Origin of the sequence: Gordonia sp. VNK1, from assembly GCF_040049135.1 — a bacterium.
Classification (GTDB): domain Bacteria; phylum Actinomycetota; class Actinomycetes; order Mycobacteriales; family Mycobacteriaceae; genus Gordonia; species Gordonia oleivorans.
In genome coordinates this window covers 87,973-110,397 of record NZ_JBDZDJ010000015.1, presented here as the reverse complement: position 1 = coordinate 110,397, position 22,425 = coordinate 87,973, and the positions used below count along the sequence as shown (strand labels likewise).

Annotated in this window: 19 protein-coding genes; 12 read left to right on the top strand and 7 right to left on the bottom strand. The window is 69.0% G+C overall.

The genetic code is table 11. The features are described 5' to 3' along the window. Window positions 1-36: 36 nt before the first annotated feature. On the bottom strand, window positions 37-291 hold the full coding sequence (locus ABLE94_RS18120) for a WhiB family transcriptional regulator (protein WP_006330074.1): 255 nt from the start codon (window positions 289-291) through the stop codon (window positions 37-39). 364 nt (window positions 292-655) lie between these two features. Beyond that, window positions 656-1,606, bottom strand: coding sequence for a diacylglycerol/lipid kinase family protein (locus tag ABLE94_RS18115; protein WP_348804384.1), 951 nt, complete (start codon window positions 1,604-1,606; stop codon window positions 656-658). Window positions 1,607-1,691: 85 nt separating this feature from the next. On the opposite strand from ABLE94_RS18115, the gene ABLE94_RS18110 reads away from it, so the two are divergent. Continuing rightward, window positions 1,692-2,198 (top strand): hypothetical protein, encoded by a 507-nt coding sequence (locus ABLE94_RS18110; protein ID WP_348804383.1) that lies wholly within the window; start codon window positions 1,692-1,694, stop codon window positions 2,196-2,198. Between the two features lie 103 nt (window positions 2,199-2,301). After that, window positions 2,302-3,093: a ParA family protein gene (locus tag ABLE94_RS18105; RefSeq protein WP_348804382.1), complete on the top strand. Its 792-nt coding sequence runs from the start codon at window positions 2,302-2,304 to the stop codon at window positions 3,091-3,093. A gap of 32 nt (window positions 3,094-3,125) precedes the next feature. Here the strand turns inward: ABLE94_RS18105 and ABLE94_RS18100 are convergent, their stop codons facing one another. Then, complete coding sequence (locus ABLE94_RS18100) at window positions 3,126-4,385, bottom strand: Rv3212 family protein (RefSeq protein ID WP_348809445.1); 1,260 nt, start codon at window positions 4,383-4,385, stop codon at window positions 3,126-3,128. Between the two features lie 93 nt (window positions 4,386-4,478). Next, complete coding sequence (locus ABLE94_RS18095) at window positions 4,479-6,116, bottom strand: DEAD/DEAH box helicase (RefSeq protein ID WP_348809444.1); 1,638 nt, start codon at window positions 6,114-6,116, stop codon at window positions 4,479-4,481. A gap of 280 nt (window positions 6,117-6,396) precedes the next feature. Here ABLE94_RS18095 and ABLE94_RS18090 point away from each other — a divergent pair, with 280 nt between their 5' ends. Further along, on the top strand, window positions 6,397-7,110 hold the full coding sequence (locus ABLE94_RS18090) for a ferritin-like fold-containing protein (RefSeq protein ID WP_348809443.1): 714 nt from the start codon (window positions 6,397-6,399) through the stop codon (window positions 7,108-7,110). Window positions 7,111-7,281: 171 nt separating this feature from the next. Next, a complete protein-coding gene (locus tag ABLE94_RS18085; RefSeq protein WP_348804378.1) occupies window positions 7,282-7,512 on the top strand; it encodes a DUF3107 domain-containing protein in 231 nt (76 codons plus the stop codon). An 84-nt stretch (window positions 7,513-7,596) separates the two neighbouring features. Here the strand turns inward: ABLE94_RS18085 and fasR are convergent, their stop codons facing one another. Then, the gene (gene fasR, locus ABLE94_RS18080; RefSeq protein ID WP_348804377.1) at window positions 7,597-8,262 is read right to left on the bottom strand and encodes an HTH-type transcriptional activator FasR; all 666 of its coding nucleotides are present in this window, start codon (window positions 8,260-8,262) and stop codon (window positions 7,597-7,599) included. A 137-nt stretch (window positions 8,263-8,399) separates the two neighbouring features. Between fasR and ABLE94_RS18075 the strand changes: the two genes are divergently transcribed. The 3 genes from ABLE94_RS18075 to ABLE94_RS18065 all read left to right on the top strand — a co-directional run bounded on the left by ABLE94_RS18075 (window position 8,400) and on the right by ABLE94_RS18065 (window position 11,811). Then, the gene (locus ABLE94_RS18075) at window positions 8,400-9,620 is read left to right on the top strand and encodes a DUF3152 domain-containing protein (RefSeq protein WP_425476237.1); all 1,221 of its coding nucleotides are present in this window, start codon (window positions 8,400-8,402) and stop codon (window positions 9,618-9,620) included. 72 nt (window positions 9,621-9,692) lie between these two features. Further along, window positions 9,693-10,868, top strand: a complete 1,176-nt coding sequence (gene moeZ / locus ABLE94_RS18070; RefSeq protein WP_348804376.1) for an adenylyltransferase/sulfurtransferase MoeZ — start codon at window positions 9,693-9,695, stop codon at window positions 10,866-10,868. 88 nt (window positions 10,869-10,956) lie between these two features. Next, on the top strand, window positions 10,957-11,811 hold the full coding sequence (locus tag ABLE94_RS18065) for a TIGR02569 family protein (RefSeq protein WP_348804375.1): 855 nt from the start codon (window positions 10,957-10,959) through the stop codon (window positions 11,809-11,811). 26 nt (window positions 11,812-11,837) lie between these two features. On the opposite strand, the gene ABLE94_RS18060 is transcribed toward ABLE94_RS18065, so the two are convergent. Together ABLE94_RS18060 and ABLE94_RS18055 are read right to left on the bottom strand one after the other, a co-directional pair. Beyond that, entirely contained in the window at window positions 11,838-12,140 is a 303-nt protein-coding gene (locus ABLE94_RS18060) for an MGMT family protein (protein WP_348804374.1), read from the bottom strand. After that, a complete protein-coding gene (locus tag ABLE94_RS18055; RefSeq protein ID WP_348809442.1) occupies window positions 12,137-12,922 on the bottom strand; it encodes an alpha/beta fold hydrolase in 786 nt (261 codons plus the stop codon). The genes ABLE94_RS18060 and ABLE94_RS18055 overlap by 4 nt, the downstream gene beginning before the upstream one ends. 65 nt (window positions 12,923-12,987) lie before the next feature. Between ABLE94_RS18055 and ABLE94_RS18050 the strand changes: the two genes are divergently transcribed. The 5 genes from ABLE94_RS18050 to ABLE94_RS18030 all read left to right on the top strand — a co-directional run bounded on the left by ABLE94_RS18050 (window position 12,988) and on the right by ABLE94_RS18030 (window position 22,353). Further along, window positions 12,988-16,533: an ATP-dependent helicase gene (locus ABLE94_RS18050; RefSeq protein WP_425476236.1), complete on the top strand. Its 3,546-nt coding sequence runs from the start codon at window positions 12,988-12,990 to the stop codon at window positions 16,531-16,533. Further along, on the top strand, window positions 16,526-19,978 hold the full coding sequence (locus tag ABLE94_RS18045; RefSeq protein WP_348809441.1) for an ATP-dependent DNA helicase: 3,453 nt from the start codon (window positions 16,526-16,528) through the stop codon (window positions 19,976-19,978). The genes ABLE94_RS18050 and ABLE94_RS18045 overlap by 8 nt, the downstream gene beginning before the upstream one ends. A gap of 39 nt (window positions 19,979-20,017) precedes the next feature. Next, window positions 20,018-21,094, top strand: a complete 1,077-nt coding sequence (locus ABLE94_RS18040) for a potassium channel family protein (protein WP_348809440.1) — start codon at window positions 20,018-20,020, stop codon at window positions 21,092-21,094. Between the two features lies 1 nt (window position 21,095). Next, window positions 21,096-22,025 (top strand): NAD(+) diphosphatase, encoded by a 930-nt coding sequence (gene nudC, locus ABLE94_RS18035; RefSeq protein ID WP_348809439.1) that lies wholly within the window; start codon window positions 21,096-21,098, stop codon window positions 22,023-22,025. Window positions 22,026-22,086: 61 nt separating this feature from the next. After that, window positions 22,087-22,353: a mycoredoxin gene (locus tag ABLE94_RS18030; protein WP_348804369.1), complete on the top strand. Its 267-nt coding sequence runs from the start codon at window positions 22,087-22,089 to the stop codon at window positions 22,351-22,353. Window positions 22,354-22,425: the final 72 nt, after the last annotated feature.

Below are 22,425 nucleotides of genomic sequence, written 5' to 3'. Positions count from 1 at the left end.
TGCCGCCGGACAGTGGCGGCGTGTTGATCTGATCGCTCAGACGCTGCTGCGTGTGCGGGTGCGTGCGGTGCGGCGCTTCAGTGCGCGTCGTTCATCCTCGCTCATCCCGCCCCAGACGCCTGCGTCCTGGCCCGATTCCAGTGCCCACGACAGGCACTCTGCGGTGACCGGGCACCGCGCGCAGACGAGCTTCGCATCGGCGACCTGCGCGATGGCCGGACCACTGGTTCCCACCGGGAAGAACAGTTCCGGATCTTCGTCGCGACAAATGGCCTTGTGACGCCAGTCCATTCCTTCTCCTTCACGTGCGCGTGCGCACCACTCGATAACCGTTGGTTGGTTCGTGTTGGCTGTAACCGATAGTTCACGCGGAGGCACCAAATGTTTCCGCGCTGTTGCTTGTGAATACTTTCACGAATCCAGCCGAAGTCAATGGTGTTCCGTTAACACGTGTGCAATATCACTGTCGGTCCCGCCCGAATTGCAGGGGGGCGGTGTGTCAGCTCGAACTCCGATGTTCTATTCTACGCTGGCTTTGGCGTTTTCGTCAGGTGTTTTCGCAGGTCGTCACCGATGGGTGCCACGTCGCCCGCGCGCGGGGTGGTGATTCGTGACACAGCCGAAGCGACGCGGGTGTTACGCGCAGTGGCGTCGGTCACCCTCGGGGCGTGCCGAGTTCGGGTGCGACGACGTCGAGGGCGTCGGGCAAGAAGTCGAACCGGATGTCGGTGAACGCGCCGATGTAGTCGCCGTCCATCTGCACGTCGATCGGCTCTTCGGCGGCAAAGGCCACCCACGTCACGTCGTCGTCGCGGAACAGGTGACGGGCCTTCGGGTCGGCGCCGCCGAGAAGTCGTAGGGCCAGCGGGAGATTACGCAGCACTCCGGTGGTGGTGGCCGCGAAGACGCCGAGGCGGGTGCCGAAACCGGTCGTCGGATTGGTGCGGATCTCGCGGCGCCCGAGGTAGGTCCACGGACTGGTGTTGCTGACGAATGCGAAACGCACCCCGTCGACCGGCTCGTGGCCGTCGGCGGTGACGGTGAAAGTGCTTGTGCCCCCGGCATTGGTGAAGAAACTGGTGATGGTCGTCGTGAGGTATCGGACCGGGGTGGCCGGCTTGCCCGCGTGGCGTTTGTCCTCCATGGCGTGGACGATGATCGCGTCCATGCCCATGCCGGCGTTGAACAGGAACCAGCGGTCCGCGGAATGTCCCAATCCGATGCGCCGGTGGCTGCCGCGGTCGAGGAGATCGATCACCTGCCGGGTGGCCTGGAGGGGATCGGCGTCGATGCCCAGGGTGCGGGAGAACACATTGGCGCTGCCGCCGGGGATCACCGCCAGCGCGGGAAGGCGGGCGGGCGGCGTGCGTGTCGGCGGGCCGAGCAGGCCGTTGACCGTCTCGTTGACCGAACCGTCGCCCCCGTGGACGATGACCGCGTCGTAGTTCTCCGCGACCGCCCGGGCACCGAGCTCGCCGGCATGTCCCCGATGCGTGGTGTGTTCGACGTCGACGGGGAAGTGCGCGCCCAGGGTGTGCACGAGCGCATCACGGCCGGCCGGACTGGTCGCAGTGGCGAATGGATTGACGATGAGCATGACGCGCACGACATCCGAGGATATGGGGTCGACCCCGACCGGCGCAGGTTCGGGTGGCGAGGGCGTGCCACATCATCCCCTTTACCCTGGACGGGTGAGCAAGCGCAGTGATCCCGCCACCGGTACGGACGCGGCCGACACCGATCGGCCACCGACCCCGATCCGGGTCGCCGGCGCCCTGACGACCCTCGAGGGAGTGCTCGCCCTGATCGTGGCGGCGGTCCTGGTGATCCGGGGACTGACCGAGGATCGGCACGATGCGTTCAACGGCATCGGAACGGCGTTGTGGCTGGCCATCATCTTCGGTGGGGTGCTGGCCGGCGGTGTGGCGCTGGTTACGGGACGGCGGTGGGGCCGGGCGATCTCGGTGGTCGCGCAGATCCTGCTGCTGCCGGTGTCCTACTACCTCTTCACCAGCCATCAGCCGCTGTGGGCGGTGCCGCTGGGTCTGCTGGCCCTGATCACACTCGGCTTCCTGTTCGCCCCGGCGTCGCTGCGCTGGATCGCCGGCGATCTGGAGATCTCCGAACCCGAGCCGCCCGCCCGATCGGGCCGCCCGAAGGGTTCGCCGCCCGGGTCGAAGCGGCGGGGAACGCGCTGATCCGAGCGGGTATGGCGGTGCGCGGCGTGGTGTGATCGGATCCGCGTCGCCGATGTGGTCGGCCGCACAGAATAAGCACACCGGTGGCCGTATGGTGGACGCCATGACGCGCATTCTCGCGATTGCCAACCAAAAGGGCGGGGTGGCCAAGACCACGACCGTCGCATCCGTGGGGGCGGCGTTGGCCGACTTGGATGTGTCGGTTCTGGTGGTGGATCTGGATCCCCAAGGGTGCCTGACGTTTTCGTTGGGACACGATCCCGACCAGATCCAGGCGTCGGTGCATGACGTCCTCCTGGGGGACGAGGAGATCGCCGATGTCCTCCTCGACACCGAGGACAAGGTGACCCTCCTGCCGGCGACCATCGATCTGGCCGGCGCCGAGGCGCTGTTGCTGATGCGACCCGGGCGCGAATACGCGCTCAAGCGCGCGCTGGCGGAGGTGGCCGAGGATTTCGACGTGATCCTCATCGATTGCCCGCCGTCGTTGGGGGTGTTGACGCTCAATGGACTGACCGCGGCCGACGAGGTCATGGTGCCGTTGCAGTGCGAGACGCTGGCACATCGTGGGGTGGGTCAACTCCTGCGCACGGTGACCGAGGTGCAGCAGATCACGAATCCGAACCTGACGATGCTCGGTGCGGTGGCGACGTTGTACGACGCCCGCACCACCCACAGCCGTGACGTGCTCTCCGATGTCGCCGACCGCTACGACCTGCCGGTGCTCGATCCGCCGATCCCGCGTACCGTGCGCTTCGCCGAGGCGTCGGCATCCGGTGCGTCGGTGATGCGGGGACGAAAGAACAAGGGCGCCACCGCATATCGTCAGCTGGCCGAGAATCTGTGGAAGCACTGGGATGGCGGCGCGGACGTGGTCACCTCGGATCTGAGCTGACGCGCCCCCGGGTCGGCAAGCCCTGCGGTCGATCAGCTCTGCGGTGCGAACGCCTCGACGATGCCGCCGCGCTGTTCGATCACCTTGTCGCCGAGTACCCGCAGGCTGATCACGCCACCCTGGTAGTCGTGGCGGGTCAGCGGGATGGTGCGTACCGGTTCACCGGTCGCCGGGTTGCGCACGCTGATCCCCGACGGCCCGGGAAGCAGGAGTTCGTCGCCCATCATCTCGCCCGGGCCGAGCGCCGCCGGGACCTGATACTTCGGGCGCATCGTGCCGGCGTCGAGCACCAGGGTGTCGGTGCCGGTGAAGTAGGTGACCAGCCCACCCGAGGTGAGTGCGACGCTGTCGGCGGGCGGGCTCGCGAGCCCGTTGACGGTGTTGGAACCCGTCTGCGCGCCGTCGGAACCGAACTGACGCACGCTCGGCGGGGTGGGTGCGGCGGCGTTGGCACCGCCGTCGTAGACCGCGATGGCCGAGGTGCTCATCCCGATGACCACCGGCGGTGCGCCGGTGGCGCGGTCGGTGATCAGTGAGGAACCGTACTGGCTGACCCGCTCGTCGCTGTCGAGGACCGCACCGAGCACCGTCAGCCGATAACCGGTGTCGCCGGCGCACCGCTCGATGACGGCGATCCGATCACCGGCGATCGCGGCGGAGTACAGGTGGCAGTCGCTGCGTCCGGGCTGCACGCCCGGCTTGACCGGCGCGGTGACCCGGCCGTATTCGATTCCGCGGACCAGGTTCGATCCCCAGGTCTCCAACCGGCCCGAACCCTGCGCCAGGACGTATCCCGATCCCGCGGTCACGGTCACCTCGTCGTCGGCGTCGCTGGTCCGGGCACCCTTGCGCCCGCCGGTCGCCGCGTCGAGTGCGGTGACCTCCGAGCATCCCCGCGAATTGCGGTAGACCGCGATGGCCTCGTTGAGGCTGTCCGGCCACGCGGCGACGGCGGTGCACAGGGGTGCGTCGCGGGAGTAGGTCCACAGTTGCCCGCCCGTCGACGGGTCGCGTCCGGTGACGGTCCCACCGTCGGCGGTGATGATGGTCGACGCCGCCACCGCGGGAACCGTCGTCGCGCCGGAGGCGGCATGCCAGCGGGGGGTGAAGGAGGCCGGCACCGCGGCCGCCGGTTCGACGGCCGCCGGGGTGGCGTCGGCCTGCTCGCTGGTGGTGTGACGAGCCGGGCTGACCGACCACACCGCCACGGCACCCACGATGAGCACCACCACGATCAGGGCGCTCACGATGAGATCGAGCCGGGTACGTCGCTCCGGTCGGATCCGTTTCACCGGCGGTGTCCGGGGTTCGGTCGGCGTCGAGATGGCTTGTTGTCCCTTGCCTGTTCAGTGTTGGTCGGTCGTGTCAGGGGTTGATCGGCCGGGTTACTCGGCGGAGGCCACCGGGCTCGACGAGGAGTCGCTCGCGCCGGCCCCACTTCGGCGGCGGGAACCGCCGCGCCGGCGTCGACGCTTGCGTGCTGCGGGATCGGCCGATTCCGACCCCGTCGATCCGGCGTCGGTGGCGGTGGCATCCGAGGTGGCCGCCGGCGACGCGGTACCCGCCTCGGCGGTGTGGCTGTCGGCGGTCTGACCCCCGCGGGTGCGGCGACGGGTCCGGGTGCGGGCCGGTCGCTCCGACCGGGGGCGGCGTTCACCGGCGTCGGTATCCGCCGAGTCGCGTTCGCGTTTCGGCTTGGCGACGCGGCCGGTGGCCGAGGCGGGGATACCGAGCTGCTCGCGCAAATGCTCCGAGGTCGAATACGTCTCGACCGGCTCGGGCACACCGAGTTGCAGGGCTGAGTTGATCAGCTCCCAGCGGTGCAGCTCATCCCAGTCGACCAGGGTGATCGCGGTGCCGGTACGGCCGGCGCGACCGGTGCGGCCGATGCGGTGCACGTAGGTCTTGTCGTCCTCGGGGCATTGGTAGTTGATGACGTGGGTGACGTCGTCGATGTCGATGCCGCGGGCCGCGACGTCGGTGGCGACGAGGACGTCGATCTCACCGGTCCGGAACTTCTTGAGCGCCTTCTCGCGGGCGATCTGGCCCAGGTCGCCGTGAACCGCGCCGACGGAGAAGCCGCGTTCGGCGAGGTCGTCGGCCACCTTCTGAGCGGTCCGCTTGGTGCGGGTGAAGATCATCGTCGCGCCGCGACCGTCGGCCTGCAGGATGCGGGCGACCAGTTCGGCCTTGTCGAGGGCGTGCGCGCGGAAGACGTACTGCGTGGTGCGCTCGTGCACGGCCGAATCGTTGGCGTGTTCGGCGCGGATGTGGGTGGGCCGATGCAGGAAGGTGCGGGCCAGGGTGACGATCGGACCGGGCATGGTCGCCGAGAACAGCATCGTCTGCTTCTTCTCAGGCAGTGCCGCCATGATGCGCTCGATGTCGGGCAGGAAGCCGAGGTCGAGCATCTCGTCGGCCTCGTCGAGCACCAGCACTGCCACCTTGCCCAGGATCAAGTGCCCCTGCTGCGCGAGATCGAGGAGGCGACCGGGGGTGCCGACGACGACGTCGACGCCGGCCCGCAACTCGGAGATCTGCGATTCATAGGGTCGTCCGCCGTAGATCGCGGTGATCTTCAGCGGGCGCTGGGTGTCGTCGGGAAGTGTCACGTCGAGGGTCTTCGCGGCCACCTCGAGGTCACCGGTGACCTGCAGACACAGTTCCCGGGTCGGCACGATGACCAGGGCGCGGGGGGTGTTGTCGAGTGGTCGCACACCGGACTGTTCGGGATGGACGAGTCGGTGCAACAGGGGCACACCGAACCCGTAGGTCTTGCCCATGCCGGTGCGGGCCTGGCCGATCAGGTCGTCGCCGGCGAGAGCCAGCGGCAGGGTCAGTTCCTGGATCGCGAAGGTGTGGGTTTTGCCGTCCTTGGCGAGGGCGTCGACGATGCGGTCGTCGACGCCGAGATCGGCGAAGGTGGGCGAGGTGTGGGCGTCGTCGACGATGGTCGTCTGGACGTCGTTGGTCTGCGCATCGGTTGTTTGCGTGTCGGTTGTCTGCACGTCGGAGTCGCTCATATGGGGTTGTGGAGCCTTTCATGTGTCGTCGAGCACGCACGAAGGGTTCCACGGATACCGGCGTCTCGCGGCGTCACCGCGCGGCGGAAAGGCCGCGGCGGGCGACAGTGGGCTCGAAGTGCGCGCACATTTCTGGTGGTCCGCGAACGAGTCGGGCGCCGGACGGCGGCCTGGCGACGGTCCGGGCCCAGGTGGCCTTGACCCCCGAGCGCCGTTGTCCGCGGTACTACACCGACCACGAGTGTACGTGGTCGGCCCGGTGGCCCGTTACCATCGGGGCATGTCGACGCCCTCCGCCTCCTCCGAGCCCGTGCCGACCGACCCCGCCGCGGAACTGCTGGCCGACTCCGTCGGGCAGGAGAACGCTGCCGTCGGCAAGTTGTTCGCCGTGCTGCTGGCCGGCGAGTACGCCGCCTTCTACCGGCTGATCGAGGAGTCGGCGATGGCCCCCGACGTGCCCAGCGGCATCGCGATCGCCCGGATGGCGGCCTCGGAAATCGCGCACTTCGAGAAGCTGAGTGAGCAGGTGACCCGTCGGGGTCTGGACCCGGCGGAATCGGTCGTGCGGTATCGCAACGTCTTCGACCAGTATCACGAGGCGACCACCCCGCAGACCTGGCTCGAGGTGCTGGTCAAGGCGTATGTGGGTGACGGCCTGGCGGCCGATTTCTACGTCGAGCTCGCCGAGATGCTGCCGCCGGCGGCCCACGACGTGATCTCCGAAGTGATGGCCGAGACCGGCAATTCGCAGTTCGCCCGCGATCAGGTCCGCAAGGCGATCGCCGCCGATCCGGCGTTGCGGTCACCGCTGACATTGTGGGGACGACGGTTGCTCGGCGAGGCGGTGACCCATGCGCAGTGGGTGCTGGCCGCCGAGGAAGGCGTGATGGACCTGTTGTTCTCCGCGACGTCGTCGTTGTCCGGCGTTGCCGACTTCTTCGATTCGATGACGGCGCGTCACGCCGAGCGGATGTCGGACATGGATCTGGGCTGACCTGCCATCGGACCGTGCGCGTTTCGCTGTGAGCGGAGTGGGTGCCACCGGCGCGCGTGACTCGATTAATCTGGTGCCGCAGGCGTGGTCGTGCCCGATCGTGGCGCGAGCGTCGTCGAGCCGAGTGTTCGACACGCAGTGATGTCGACGAAAGCCGTAGAGAGGGTGGCCATGACCATTGAAGTGAAGATCGGTATCACCGACAGCCCCCGCGAATTGGCGATCCAGTCGCCCCTGGACAGCGACAAGGCCCTCGCGGCGGTGGAGGCGGCCCTCACGGGCAAGGAACAGCTGCTGACCCTGACCGACGACCGTGGCGCCCGGTACCTCGTGCCGGTCACCAAGATCGCCTATGTCGAGGTCGGCGCCGCCGAGAATCGTCGGGTCGGATTCGGTTCCTGACCCGCTGCCGGACAACGAAAAGCGCACCGAGGCCGAAGGGGCCCGGTGCGCTTTTGTATGGGGTGGCAGGCGTGGCGCCTGTGTCTATTCGGCGGCGAACGAGCCGTCGTCGTCGGCCGGGTCACCGAGGTCGTTGCGCGGTACGTGGGACAAACCGCCCCACAGCAGTGCGACCGTGGTGTCGACGGCCGTTTGCTTGTCGATGGGCCGCTTGGCCTCGAGCCAGTAGCGGGCGTTGACCTGGCTGGCGCCGACGAGTCCGGCGGCCAGCATCCGGGACCGGTAGGGGTCGAGTCCGGAATCGTGCATGACCAGCCCGTACACCGCGTCGACGCAGGCCTCGGTGGCACCTTCGGTGCGCCGGATGACGGCCGGATCCATCACGTCGGAGGCGAAGATCAGGCGATAGCCGGAGTTGTCGGAGTCGATGAAGTCGAAGAACGCCTGGACGGCGGCTCGGACACGTTGCCGGTTGTCGGTGGTGGTGAGTAGTGCGTTGTTGACGTCGACGACCAGTTTTTCGGCGTGGGAGTCGACGACGGCGATGTAGAGGTCGAGCTTGGACGGGAAATGTTGGTACAGGACCGGCTTGCTGACGCCGGCGTGGATGGCAATCTCATCCATGCCTGCGGAGTGATAGCCGCGTTCGACGAAGATCTCGCTCGCGGCCTCGAGAAGTTGCAGGCGCCGGGCACTCCGTGGCAGGCGGGCGCCATTGCGTCCGGAGGACACGTTTGCGGCGGTAGACATGGTTCGAGGGTACTCGGGTGAACCTCGGCGATGGCCCCCGGATCACCGAGTGAGACGTCACGTGAATGCACAGGGATCGTCGATGTCGGTTCATGTCCTACGTGGTAGTGGCTTGTCGCTGTGAGAGGGTGTGAACCGTGAGCCGCACAGATGACGTGCCGGGCGCCGGGAGCGAAGCGAGCGGGCCCGGTTTGGGGGGCGCCGACAGCGATGCGAGCGGGCCTGGTTTCGCCGGCGCCGGCAGCGATGCGAGCGGTCGGGTCCGGGCCAGGGATGTGGGTCCGCGTGCGTCGCGGGCCCGGTCGAGTACGCGCTCGGGTGGTGCTCGCCGTGCCGATCGTGAGACCGGCGTCGGCGATACCGGGACCGGCGAGTCGCCGATGCGTCGTCGCCCGATTCCGGATCAACCGTTGCGGGCCCGCTGGGATCCGACCGATGACAGTGGGCGGCAACGGTCGGATCGGGATGCGGTGTCGACCCGGAAGAAGCAGAGCGCGGTGGGGCGTTTCGTCACGACCTACGGCTGGCGCGCGTATGCGATCCCGATGCTGGTGATCCTGACGATCGTGTTGTTGGTGTTCACGGTGCGGGACACCGGTGACGACGATTCGTCGGCGCCGATCACCCCGGATCCGATGTCGCGCAACGCCAACGTGACGACGCAGACCCGTGCGATCGGTGCGCCGACCGGGGATGGGCAGGGTGTCGATCTGGCCGCGGCCGTGTTACCGGAGGGTGGCCACTTCACCGTCGACGGGAAGAAGACATTTCACGTCGTCCCCGGTACGACCGCGCAGGTCGGCAGCGGTGGTCAGGTGTACACCTACACCGTCGAGGTGGAGGACGGGCTGACGCCGGCCGATTATGGCGGGGACCGGGTGTTCGGTCGGATGGTCGATGCGACCCTGGCCAATCAGCGCAGCTGGATCGGCGACGGCAAGGTCTCGTTCCGGCGGATCGATCGGGGCGAGCCGGATCTGCGGATCTCGTTGACGTCGTCGGCGACGACGCGCGAACTGTGCGGGTACCAGGTTCAGGCGGAGACGTCGTGCTTCTATCCGCCGATGGAACGGGTGACGATCAATGAGGCCCGGTGGGTGCGTGGCGCCACGTCGTATCAGGGTGACGACGTCGCCTACCGGCAGTACCTGGTGAACCACGAGACCGGCCATGGCATCGGTTACGAGAAGCACGTGCCGTGCCCGGCGAACGGGGCTCTGGCGCCGGTGATGATGCAGCAGTCGTACGGAACGTCGAATTCGGGGCTGATCCTGCTCGATCCGGACATCTCGCAGGCGGATCGCTCGTTCGTCTGCAAGCCCAATCCGTGGCCGTTCCCGGAGCGTTCGTCGACCTGAGGGGAATGACCGGGTCCGGGCCGTCGTTGTGCTCACCAGTTCTTGGTTGATCTATTTCGGGAGGCCCGTACCGTGTCGTCCTTGCCGCCGTTGGTGGAACCCGCGGCCGAATTGTCCAATGACGAGGTTGCGCGCTACAGCAGGCACCTGATCATCCCGGATGTCGGGATGGAGGGGCAGAAGCGCCTGAAGAACGCGAAGGTGCTGGTGATCGGGGCCGGTGGCCTCGGTTCGCCGACGCTGTTGTATCTGGCGGCGGCGGGTGTGGGCACGATCGGCATCGTCGAATTCGACGTGGTCGACGAGTCGAATCTGCAACGTCAGGTGATTCACGGGCAGTCGGATGTGGGGCGGCCGAAGGCCGAGAGTGCGCGGGATTCGATCGCGGAGATCAACCCGTTCGTCACCGTGCACATCCACGATCAGCGACTCGAACCCGAAGGGGCCATCGAGTTGTTCTCGCAGTACGACCTGATCCTCGACGGCACCGACAACTTCGCCACGCGGTATCTGGTCAACGATGCCGCGGTGTTGGCGCACAAGCCGTATGTGTGGGGGTCGATCTATCGGTTCGAGGGTCAGGCGTCGGTGTTCTGGGAGGACGCGCCGGATGGGCGTGGCCTGAACTATCGCGATCTGTATCCGCAGGCGCCGCCGCCGGGCATGGTGCCGTCGTGTGCGGAGGGCGGGGTGCTGGGCATCCTGTGCGCGTCGATCGGGTCGATCATGGGGACCGAGGCGATCAAGCTGATCTGCGGTATCGGGGAGCCGTTGCTGGGCCGTCTGATGGTGTACGACGCCCTCGACATGACCTACCGCACCATCAGGATCCGCAAGGATCCCGAGGGTGAGCGGATCGCGGGCCTCATCGATTATGAGGAGTTCTGCGGTGTCGTGTCGGATGAGGCGGCGCAGGCCGCTGCCGGTGCGACGCTGACGGCCGTGGAGTTGAAGGAGAAGATCGACGCGGGGGAGAAGCTCGCGCTGATCGATGTCCGCGAGCCGGTCGAGTGGGAGATCGTGCACATCGACGGTGCGACGTTGATCCCGAAGGACCGGATCCTGTCGGGGGCGGCGCTCGCCGAGATCCCGCAGGATCGTCCGACGGTGCTGTACTGCAAGACCGGTATCCGGTCGGCGGAGGCCCTGGCCGCGCTCAAGCGTGCCGGGTTCGCCGATGCTCGTCATCTGCAGGGCGGGATCACCGCCTGGGCCAATCAGGTGGACAAGGAACTGCCGGTGTACTGACTCCCCGGTCGGTTCACGCCGGGGAATCGAGCATGTCGCCGCGTCGCTGCACGTGATCGGGCGGTGACCGGAGGTAATCTCTGCAGACGTGAACAGCGTCGAGCCGCCCGAGCATGTGCTCAACACATTCGGGCTGACCGCCCACCCGCCCATCGCGATGGGCGATACCTGGGTCGGTGGATGGCGCGTGGGTGAAGTGGTGCTGTCGTTGGTGCCCGATCACGCGCGCGCCGCGTGGTCGGCGTCGGTGCGGGAGAACCTGTTTGTCGAGGGTCTGCGTATTGCCCGGCCGTTCCGCGCCACCGACGGCCGTTATGTGGTGTCGGGGTGGCGGGCCGATACCTATATCGCGGGCGCCCCGGAGCCGCGGCACGACGAGGTGGTGTCGGTGGCCGAGCGGCTGCATGTGGCGATCGCCGATCTCGAGCGTCCCCGCTTCCTGTTGCAGCAGCCGGCGCCCCCGCATACCGACGTAGACGTCTTCGCGGCCGCGGACCGGGCGGCGTGGGAGGACGTGCCGATGCGTTCGGCGCGGGCGGCGGGGATGGCGGAGCCGACGTCGCCGGATGGCCAGGAGAGTATCGAGATCCTCAAGACCCTCGCCTCGCTGCGTAAGAATGTCGATCTGAAAAACCAAGTGGTGCACGGGGATCTGTTCGGCACCGTATTGTTCGCCGGGGCCGCGGCGCCGGGGATCACCGACATCGTGCCGTACTGGCGTCCGGCGTCGTGGGCCGCCGCCGTCGTGGTGGTGGATTCGCTGGCCTGGGGTGGCGCCGACGACGAGTTGGTCCAGCGATGGTCGGATGAGCCCGAGTGGCCGCAGATGATGTTGCGCGCCACCATGTTCCGCCTCGCCGTTCATGCCCTGCATCCGCGGTCCACCGCCGGCGCGCTGCCGGGGTTGAAGCGGGTCGTCGATATCGTGCGGTTGATGGTGTAGGGCTGATCCGCTCCGGTCTGACTTCTCTAAAGTGGGGCTTCCCAACGACATTCGCGGAGCAGGACGCGGCCGTCGCGAATCGGGACGCCCTCCTGCGCCAGTCGGTCGAGCTGCCGGTGAGCGAGGTGGGCCGCCGGGCGCCCGCTCGCCGAGATCACCCGATGCCACGGGAGATCCGCCGAATCGGTACGCATGATCGCGCCGACGATGCGCGGTGAGGACAATCCGGCGGCCTCGGCGAGATCGCCGTAGGTGCTCACCTGCCCCGGCGGGATGGCCGCGACGAGCGCGCGCACGCGTTCGACGTCGTCGTCGGTGATCGCACTCACAGCAGTGATCTGATCAGCGACGCCGTCAACTCCGGTGCGTCGAAGGGCACCATGTGGCCGCAGTCGGCGTGATGGATCTCGACCTCGGGGCCGCGGTCTCGCGCGCAGTCGGTGAGGAAGTCCGAACCGACGAACGGTGGGTCGACACGATCGGCGACGACGATGTGGGTTGGCACTCCGGCCGGCGGAAGGACTGCCGGGCGGCTCATCTCACTCCACGCGGTCGCGGCCATCGGGGCGCTGACCCGCCAACCGACCCGCCCGTTGGGGAGGTCGATCAGATGCGCGGCGATCTCGGCGTCGAGGATGGCGTCGGAGACCTCGGCCCAGCCCTCGGAGCGTTTGGCGGCCCGCGCCGCCGCCGCGTCGGGATAATCCCAGTTCTGCAGGCTGTCGGTGGCGACGGTCAACGCGAACCCGGGGTCGAGTCCCTGCGCCGGATCGAGCAGCACCAGCCCGCCGACGGCATCGGGTCGCTCGTGGGCCAGATGGATGGCGAGCGCCCCGCCGTACGAGTGGGCCACCACGATCAGCGGACGTTTCCCGGCGGGGATGGTGGCGTCGACGAAGGCCGACAACGCGGCGACGTGATCGTCGATCGACCAGGGCGGGCGCCAGGGTGAATGCCCGTGTCCGAGCAGATCCGGGGCGACGACGTGGAGGTCGGGCAGGTGTTCGTCGGCCAGCGGCGCCCAGCGCAACCCGTGGCCGGTGAGGCCGTGCAGCGCAAGGACGGTGGGGCCGGTGCGATCACCGAACTCGACGTGCTGCAGTCCGCTCACCCCGACGATTGTGCCGTACGGCGCCGCGGAACGGATGTGTCGGTGGGGCATGCTTGCATGGACACATGGCCCGCACACGTTCCACCTCCGCCGGCCCGGCCGCGTCCGGGACGGGTAAGCGGCGCACCCGTCGGCCGGAGAAGACGGCGGGCGGTTCCGGTGGTACGGCGCTGCGCGCGCATCTGGTGGGGTCGGGCCGCTACGAGGTGACGCCCCGGAGCTGGGCGCCACACGTGCAACACATGATCGACGACATCGATGCCTCCTCCGATACCGGTGCGGGGCAGGCGGCGGCGCAGCCGTGGCGGCCGTATCGGGTGCACGGCGGTCCGGGCTCGGGTAAGACGGCGCTCGTGGTCGACGCCGCCGTCGCACGCCTGACCCGTCCCGGAACGGACCCGGAGTCGGTGCTGGTCCTCGCCGCGAACCGGCGGGCCGTCGTCGCCCTGCGTGAGGAGATCACCCGGCGGGTGCTGGCCGCCACATCCGATTCCCCGGCGCTCGGCGGGGCCCTGCGCGAACCCCTGGTCCGCACCGTGCACTCGTTCGCCTTCGCAATCCTGCGGTTGCAGGCGCAGGCCCACGGCAATCCGCCACCACGCCTGATCACCGGGTCCGAGCAGGACGTGGTGCTGCGCGAACTCCTCGCCGGCGACATCGAGGACGGTGCCCTCTACTGGCCGGAACATCTGCGGCCGGCGTTGGGTACCGACGGATTCGCCCAGGCCCTGCGTGATCTGCTGATGCGCGCGGCCGAACGCGGTGTCGGCCCGGAGGAACTCGCGGCCCTCGGACGTCGTCATCGCCGCCCCGAGTGGGTCGCTGCCGGGCACGCCTACGCCCAGTACGAGCAGAACATGCTGCTGCGCGGAGCGGTCGGTTCGCAGACGCCGGGCGCGTCGGCGCCCGCCGTCGACGCGGCCGAATTGGTCGGATCGGCATTGTCGGCGTTCGCGACCGACCCGGATCTGCTCGCCGGTCAGCGTCGCCGCATCCGGCACCTCATCGTCGACGACGCCCAACACCTCGACCCGCAGGCCGCCGCCCTGGTGAAACTGATCGGTACCGGCACGTCGTCGACGATCATCGCCGCCGACTCCGATCAGTCGATCTTCGGATTCCGCGGTGCCAGTGCACGTTTCGCCGACGAACTGGTGGATCCGGGCACCGAGCGCGACATCCTGCTCGACCGCGACTTCCGTCATCATCGCCAGATCGCCATCGTCGGGCGGGCGCTGACCGCCCGGCTGCCGGGGGCCCGGCCGCACGCGTTTCCGCACATCGACGGTACGGACGACGACGACGCGGAGGTGATACCCGGGGGCGCCTCGGTGCGGGTGTTCAGCTCGGCCGCCAAGGAGGCCACCGCGGTCGCCGACCTCCTGCGGCGTGCCCACCTGTTCGAGGGGGTGCCGTGGTCGCAGATGGCGGTGATCGTCCGGTCCGCGCACCTCGCGTTGCCGGCGTTGCGCCGGGCATTCCGGTCGGCCGGGGTGCCGCTGACGACGCCGACCACCGATCTCCCGTTGCACCGTCAGCGTTCAGTGGCGGCGTTGATGCTGGTGTTGCGGGTGGTCGCGGCCCGCGATCTCGGTGAGCCGGCGGATGAGGACTTCTCCGTCGAGGACACCGTCGCACTGGTGAGCGGGCCGATCGGGATGGCCGATCCCGGGGCGATGCGGCGGTTGCGTCGCGGCATCCGGCGCCGGGACGAGCGGGCCGGCGGTGACCGCGCCGACCGCGACACCCTCACCTCGTTGCGGCTGGCCCTGCTCGATCCGGATCTCGGTGCCGACTACCTCGCCGCGCTCACCGAGCACGAGGGTGCGCCACTGTCCCGGGCGCTGGGGGTGATCGGCGCGGGTGTGGCCGCACACGTCGCCGGCCGCGGCATCGAGGAAACGCTGTGGGTGGCCTGGCAGGCCACCGGTCTGGAACGGCGCTGGGCGGGAGCCGCCATCCGCGGTGGCCCGGCCGGGGAGCAGGCCGATCGGGATCTCGACGCGATGATGGCGATGTTCGAGGCGGCCGGCGGATTCGCCGACAACCTGCCGGCCGCCGGTCCGGCCGGCTTCGTGCACTACCTGTCCCAACTGCAGATCCCGCGCGACGGCCGCACCCCGGCCGCCGTTGCCGAGTCGGTCACCGTGCTCTCCGCACACGCGGCCGCCGGTCGCGAATGGGAGGTGGTCGCGGTGGCCGGCGTGCTCGACGGGCTCTGGCCGTCGTTGCGCAGCCGTGGAAGTGTCTTGGCCACAGCGCAATTGGTCGACATCCTGGACGGCGTCGACCCCGATGCGGTGGACAAGGTGGCGCGCGGCGCCGGAGCGCTCGCCGACGAACGCCGGCTCCTGCTGGTCGCCTGTACCCGTGCGCGACGCCGACTCCTCATCACCGCGGTCGAGGACGGCGGTGGGGACTCGTCGCCCTCGCGATTCCTCGCCGAGATTGCCGACGCCCTGCGCGCCGACGCACGACGCGACGGCGGTGACGCGGAGCACGCCGACGGCGATTCGCTCGACACCGACCCGGAGTCGGACCTGCCGATCGATCCCGGTGTGGACCGCGTCTTGTCGTTGCCGTCGCTGGTGGCGACGCTGCGGTCGGTGGTGGTCGGGGGAATGGAGGCGGGAAGCCCAGAGGCGGGGGAGCCCGACGAACGCACTCGCGCCGCCGCGCAGTTGCTGGCCCGGCTGGCCGACTCCGACATCGCCGGCGCACACCCGCGGGAGTGGTTCGGGCTGTCCGGATCGAGTACCGGCGCGCCACTGTGGCGGCGCGAGGACGGCCCGGTGACGTTGTCTCCCTCCAACGTCGACCAGCTGGAGCACTGCTCGCTGCGGTGGGTGCTCGAACGCAACGGCGGCCGCGACGGTGACGGTACCCCCGCGCTCACGGGCAGCCTCGTGCACACCCTGGTGCAGGCCGTGGCCGGCAAGATCGACCCCGACGAGGTGACCGGTGCGCTGCGTGAGATCTGGGATCGCGTCGAGGTCGGAGCCGTCTGGCATTCGGCGCACGAACTCGAACGCGCCGAGGCGATGTTGGTGAATTTCCGTGAATGGCTGCGGGTCTCGCGTGCCGATCTCACCGAGGTGGGCGTCGAGTCGGTCATCGACGCGACGATCGCGCCGGCGGCCGAACCGGCCGGCGAGGTCCCGGCCGAGGACGGATCCGATCTCCCGATCCGGCTCCGTGGTCGCGTCGACCGTCTCGAACGCGACACGGAGGGACGTCCGGTCATCGTCGACGTCAAGACCGCCAAGACGCCGGTGTCCAAGGCCGACGCCGCCGAACACCCACAGTTGGCGGCCTATCAGGTGGCCATCGCGCACGGTGGCGCACGGGATTTCGCCGGGGAATCGGTCGAGCCCGGGGGTGGGCGGCTGGTGTATGTGTCCTCGGCGAACCGGTCCACCGGTGCGGCGCAACGGGATCAGCCGGCGCTGACGCCGGAACTGCTCGACGAGTGGGTGAGCGTCGTCCGTCATGCCGCCCGCTCGGGTATCGGACCGGAGTTCCGAGCGACCCCGAACGCCGGTTGTGCGCACTGCGGGCTCGTCACGAGCTGTCCGGCCCAGTTGCGTGGCAAGGCGGTCACCGATGACTGACCGCGATAGCGCTGTGCGGCATCGTATCCCGGCGACGTCGCTGGCCGCTGCGCTCGGGCTGCCGCCGCCCACCCCCGAACAAATCGAGGTCATCGAGGCGCCCAGCGAACCGATGCTGGTGGTCGCCGGTGCCGGTGCGGGCAAGACCGAGACCATGGCGTCGCGGGTGGTGTGGCTGGTCGCCAATCAGATCGTCGGGCCGGACGAGATCCTCGGGCTCACCTTCACCCGGAAGGCGGCCAGCGAACTCGGCGCACGCATCCGACGGCGACTGTCGATGCTCGCCGGATCGCCGGCGCTGATCGGCTGGGATCCCGACGGCAGCCTCGCCGCGCGGCTGCGGGCCGGCGATCCGGAGGTGAGCACCTACCACGCGTACGCGGGGCGGCTGATCGCCGACTACGGATTGCTCCTGCCGGTCGAACCGCATGCGACGCTGCTGTCGGAGACCGAGTTGTGGCAGATGGCGTTCTCGATCGTGTCCACCTGGACCGGTGACCTGCACACCACCAAGATGCCGGCGAGTGTCACCGAGGCGGTGCTGCGCCTCTACGGGGAGATGGCCGAGCACCTGGTGGATCTCGACACGCTTGCCGAGTGGGGCGATGACCTCTACCGGATGGTCGATGAGCTGCCCAAGGGGCCTCGTCAACGTGGCGGACCCAATGCCGCGCTGCGCACCGTGCAGGAGGTCATCGACGAACGCCGCGAACTGCTGCCGCTGGTGGCCACCCTGATGCGCACCATGGCCGAGCAGGCGGTCCTCGACTTCGGCAGTCAGATGTCGCTGGCCGCCCGACTCGTCGCCGGGCATCCGGAAGTGGCTGCGGCCCAACGGCAATCGTTCAAGGCGGTGTTGCTCGACGAGTATCAGGACACCGGGCACTCGCAGCGGGTGCTGCTGTCGGCGCTGTTCGGCGGCCGCGATACCGCGCGCGGCGCCCCGATCGCGGTGACCGCCGTCGGCGACCCGATCCAGTCGATCTACGGCTGGCGCGGCGCCTCGGCCGCCAACCTGCCCCGCTTCGCCACCGACTTCCCGTGCGCGGACGGGACACCGGCACGTCGGCGTGAACTGCTGACGAGTTGGCGTAATCCGGTGCAGACGCTGCGTTTGGCCAACGCCGCCTCCGAGGAATTACGACGCCGTGGCGTGCCGGTCAGTGTGTTGCGCCCGCGGCCCGACGCGGACTCCGGGACGGTGACGATGGCGCTGACCGAGACGATCATCGACGAGCGCAACTGGATCGCCGATCAGGTGGCCGCACGGTACCGCGTCGAGGACGGCTCCGCGCCGCCCACCGTCGCGGTCCTGGTGCGCCGCAACGAGGATTCGGCCCCGATCGCCGCCGAACTGGAACGGCGTGGCATTCCCGCCGAGGTCGTCGGCATCGGCGGGCTGCTGCACGTCCCGGAGATCACCGATGTGGTGGCCACGCTGCGGCTGATGGCCGATCCGATGGCCGGCACCGCCGCCATGCGATTGCTCACCGGCGCGCGGTGGCAGATCGGCGCCCGTGACCTCGCGGCGTTGTGGCGGCGGGCCACCGACCTGGCCGCCGGACAGATCGCCGCGGGTGGTGTGGTCACCACCCGCGAACAGCTCGACGATGCGCTCGACGCGGTCCTGCCCGCCGAGATCGTCGATCGTGCCGGGATCGCCGACGCCGTGGCCGATCCCGGTGATCCGGAGGCCTACAGCGCCGAAGGGTTTGCGCGGATCCGGGCGTTCGGGGCGCAACTGGAATCGCTGCGACGCCGCATCGGCCAGCCGCTGCCCGAACTCGTCGCCGACGTGGAGACCACCATCGGGGTGGCGGTGGAGGCCCAGATCCGGGCCCGACGCATGCGCGGAGCGATCACCGGGCGCGAGCACCTCGACGCCTTCGCCGACTACGTCACCCATTACGCCGAACGGCCGGGCGCCACCCTGCCGGGCCTGTTGGCCTTCCTCGATACCGCGGAGACGATCGAGAAGGGACTCGAGCCGGGCCGGGTGGAGGTCGCCGAGCAGCGGGTGCAGATCCTGACGGTGCACGCCGCCAAGGGGCTCGAATGGGACGTGGTGGTGTTGCCGCATCTGGCCGACGGGATCTTTCCCAGTTCCAAGTCCGAGACCACCTGGATGCGCAGCGCGCGGGAGCTTCCCGGGCCGCTGCGAGGTGATCTGGCGGTGGCCGATCCGCGGGGCCCGGAGGCGGGCAAGCGTGCTGCGGCCGCCGCGAAATCCGGTGCCGCCGAAGGATTTCCGGTACTCGACCTGAGTCGGGTGGCCGATCGTAAGGAACTCGAGGACGCCCTCACCGAGCACAAGGAGGCCATCGCCGAACGGCGACTCGAGGAGGACCGGCGACTTCTCTACGTCGCGATCACCCGGGCGCGACACGACCTGCTGATCTCCGCCCACCACTGGTCGGAGACGTCGACCTCGCCGCGCGGCGGGTCGGTGTTCTTCGACGAACTCCTCGCGTTGGTCACCGCCACCATAGAATCCGCCACCATCGAATCCGGCAGCATCGAATCCGGTACCGACGCCGACGGCCTGAGGATCGACGTGCTGGCGCCGGATCCGCCCGACGGTGCCGACAATCCGCTGGCCGACGTCGTCGATGCCCGCTCCTGGCCGCCGGATCGGCTCGGCGAGCGACGTGACGCGGTGACGGCGGCGGCCCGGTTGGTGCTCGACGAACTGGCGGCGCGTGAGGCGCCATCCCTGTTCGACGCACCGCCGACCACGCCGGATGATGGCGACGAGCACGCGGTCGGCGGTGTGGGCGAGATCGATACGTGGACCGCGGAGGTCGATGCACTGCTCGCCGAACATCACCGCAGCAATCAGGCCGTCGTCGACGTGGAGTTGCCGTCGCATCTGTCGGTGAGTCAGCTGGTCGATCTCGACTCCGATGAACGGGAGTTCGCCCGGAAACTGCGGCGGCCGGTGCCGTTTCGGCCCAATCCGATCGCCCGGCGCGGCACCGCCTTTCACGCGTGGGTGGAACGCTGGTTCGGGGCGAGCAGGCTGCTCGACATCGACGAACTCCCCGGCGCCGCCGACGAGAGCGCGGCACCCGACACCGAACTCGACGCGCTGCGCGAGGCGTTCCTCGCGTCGCGCTGGGCCGCGCGCAGCCCCAGCGAGGTGGAGGTGCCGTTCGAGACGGTGATCGGGGAGACGGTGATCCGCGGTCGCATCGACGCCGTCTTCGCCGAACCCGACGGATCGTGGACGGTGGTCGACTGGAAGACCGGTGCCGTCCCGACCGCGTCGCCGGAACTGTCGTCACTGATCATCCAACTCGCCGCCTACCGCATCGCCTGGGCGCAACTGGCCGGTGTGCCGACCGAACGCGTCGGCGCCGCCTTCCACTATGTGCGCCACGGCCACATCTTTTCCCCCGACGACCTCCCCGATGCGGCCGCACTCGCCGCATTGCTGGCCCGATGAGCTAGATTCTCTTCGTGTGACACACCGGAGGTACTGCCGATGAGAGCGCGGGCGCGGGGGCTGCGTCGCCGATTCACCGGGGAAGACCTCTCCGAGGGGCCCGACTACGCCCTCGTCGGTGTCATCCGGATCCCCGAGCTGCGGCAGAGCCCCGGCCGCGCCATCGGCAAGCGTGTCGTCTTCGCGGTGATCGCATTGTTCGCCACCGCCATCATCGTCTACGTCGACCGCGACGGTTACCGGGACGTGCAGGAGAATTCGCTGTCGTTCCTCGACGCGATGTACTACTCGGCGGTCACGCTGTCGACCACGGGCTATGGCGACATCACTCCGTACACGCCGTCGGCGCGGCTGATCAACCTGCTGATCATCACGCCACTGCGCGTCCTGTTCCTGATCGTGTTGATCGGTACCACGCTCGAAGTGCTGACCGAACGTTCTCGTCAGGCCCTCAAGATCCAGCGCTGGAGGAACAACTTGCGCAATCACACCGTCGTCATCGGCTATGGCACCAAGGGACGCACCGCGGTGGACGCGATGATCGGCGACGGCATCAAGCCGGCCGACATCGTCGTCGTCGACGCCAATCCGACCGTCCTGGAGGCCGCGGAGTCCGACGGCCTGGTGACGGTGCGCGGTGACGCCACCAAGTCCGACATCCTCCGGTTGGCCGGGGTGGCGCATGCGGCGAGCATCGTGGTGGCCACCAACCGCGACGACACGGCAGTGCTGGCGACCCTGACCGCGCGGGAGATCAATCCGCGCGCCAAGATCGTCGCCTCCATCCGGGAATCGGAGAACACCCATCTGATGCGTCAGTCCGGCGCCAACTCGGTGGTGGTGTCCTCGGAGACGGCGGGCCGGTTGCTGGGCATCGCCACCATGACGCCGTCGGTGGTCGAGGTGATCGAGGACCTGCTGACACCGGATGCCGGATATGCGATCGCCGAACGTGAGGTCGACCCCACCGAAACCGGCGGCTCCCCGGCGCATACCCGCGACATCGTGCTCGGCGTCGTCCGCAACGGGGTCCTGCACCGGGTCGACGCCAGCGTGGTCGAGCAGATCGAGGTGGGCGACCGCCTGCTCTACATCCGCAAGAGTGCGGGCGACTGACATGGGTGAGTTCGTCTTCGATCAACCCCCGCTGCTGTCGCGTGGCACCTTCGACCGCGCCGACGAGATCCGCGACGATCCGGCGCGGATGGCCTCCGGATGGCCCACGGCGCTGGTCCTGCCGATCGGACCGGACGGCCGGTACCCGGTGACCGACGCACGGGGCTTGGCGTGGATGCCCGCCGCCGAATTCGGCGACGCGCCACCGCAGGACGCGGTGTTCCTCGCGCACACCGACACCGACCTGTGGGCCCTGCGGGTCGACTCGCTCGACGGGCGGACCGCCGATCCGCGTCGCGGTGCGGTCCGGCTGTCGGCGGATGAGGCGGGCCTGCTGGCCACCGCCCTCGGAATCCTGAATTGGCATGCCGCCGCCCGCTTTTCGCCGGTCGACGGTGGCGCGACCAGACCGGCCCGGGGTGGCTGGGTGCGTCGGCACGTCGAGACCGGCGCCGACGAATTCCCACGCACCGATCCGGCGATCATCACCGTCGTGCACGACGGTGCCGATCAGATCCTCCTCGGCCGTCAGGCGGTGTGGCCGGATCGCTGGTACTCGACCCTCGCCGGTTTCGTCGAGCCGGGAGAATCGTTGGAGCAGTGCGTGATCCGGGAGGTGCACGAGGAGGTCGGGCTCACCGTCACCGAGCCCCGCTACCTGGGCAGTCAACCGTGGCCGTTCCCGCGGTCGCTGATGCTGGGTTTCAGTGCGCTCGCCGATCCGGCCGAACCGCTGCGGTTCCTCGACGGCGAGATCGGCGACGCCGTGTGGTTCCACCGCGACGAGGTGCGTGAGGCACTCGCGCGTGGCGACGAGTGGATGCGGGGCGATCCGGTGCCCGACGACGATTCCGGGCCGCGGCTGCTATTGCCCGGGTCCATCTCGATCGCGCGGTCACTGATCACCGCGTGGGCCGGACACGAGGTCTGAGCCGGCGGCAGTCACGTGCCGGCGGTCCCCAGTCCGGAACAGTTCGGCGCAGGGTGGTGTTATGGGTGCCATGAGTGACACGACGTCCAACGCTGCCCTGACGATGTACACCACGAGCTGGTGCGGTTTCTGCGCCCGACTCAAGACCGGTCTGCGCAGTGCCGGTATCGAGTGGACCGAGATCGACATCGAGGCCCATCCGGAGGCCGCCGAGTTCGTCGGCAGCGTCAACGGCGGCAATCACGTGGTGCCCACGGTTCTGTTCGCCGACGGCAGCACCGCCACCAACCCGTCGGTCAACGAGGTCAAGGCCAAGCTGGGGGTGTGACGCTCATCCCGCGATGACGTGGGGGTGGGCGTGGGGTGTGGATGGGCCGATGCCGGTGTCGGTGTCGGCTGA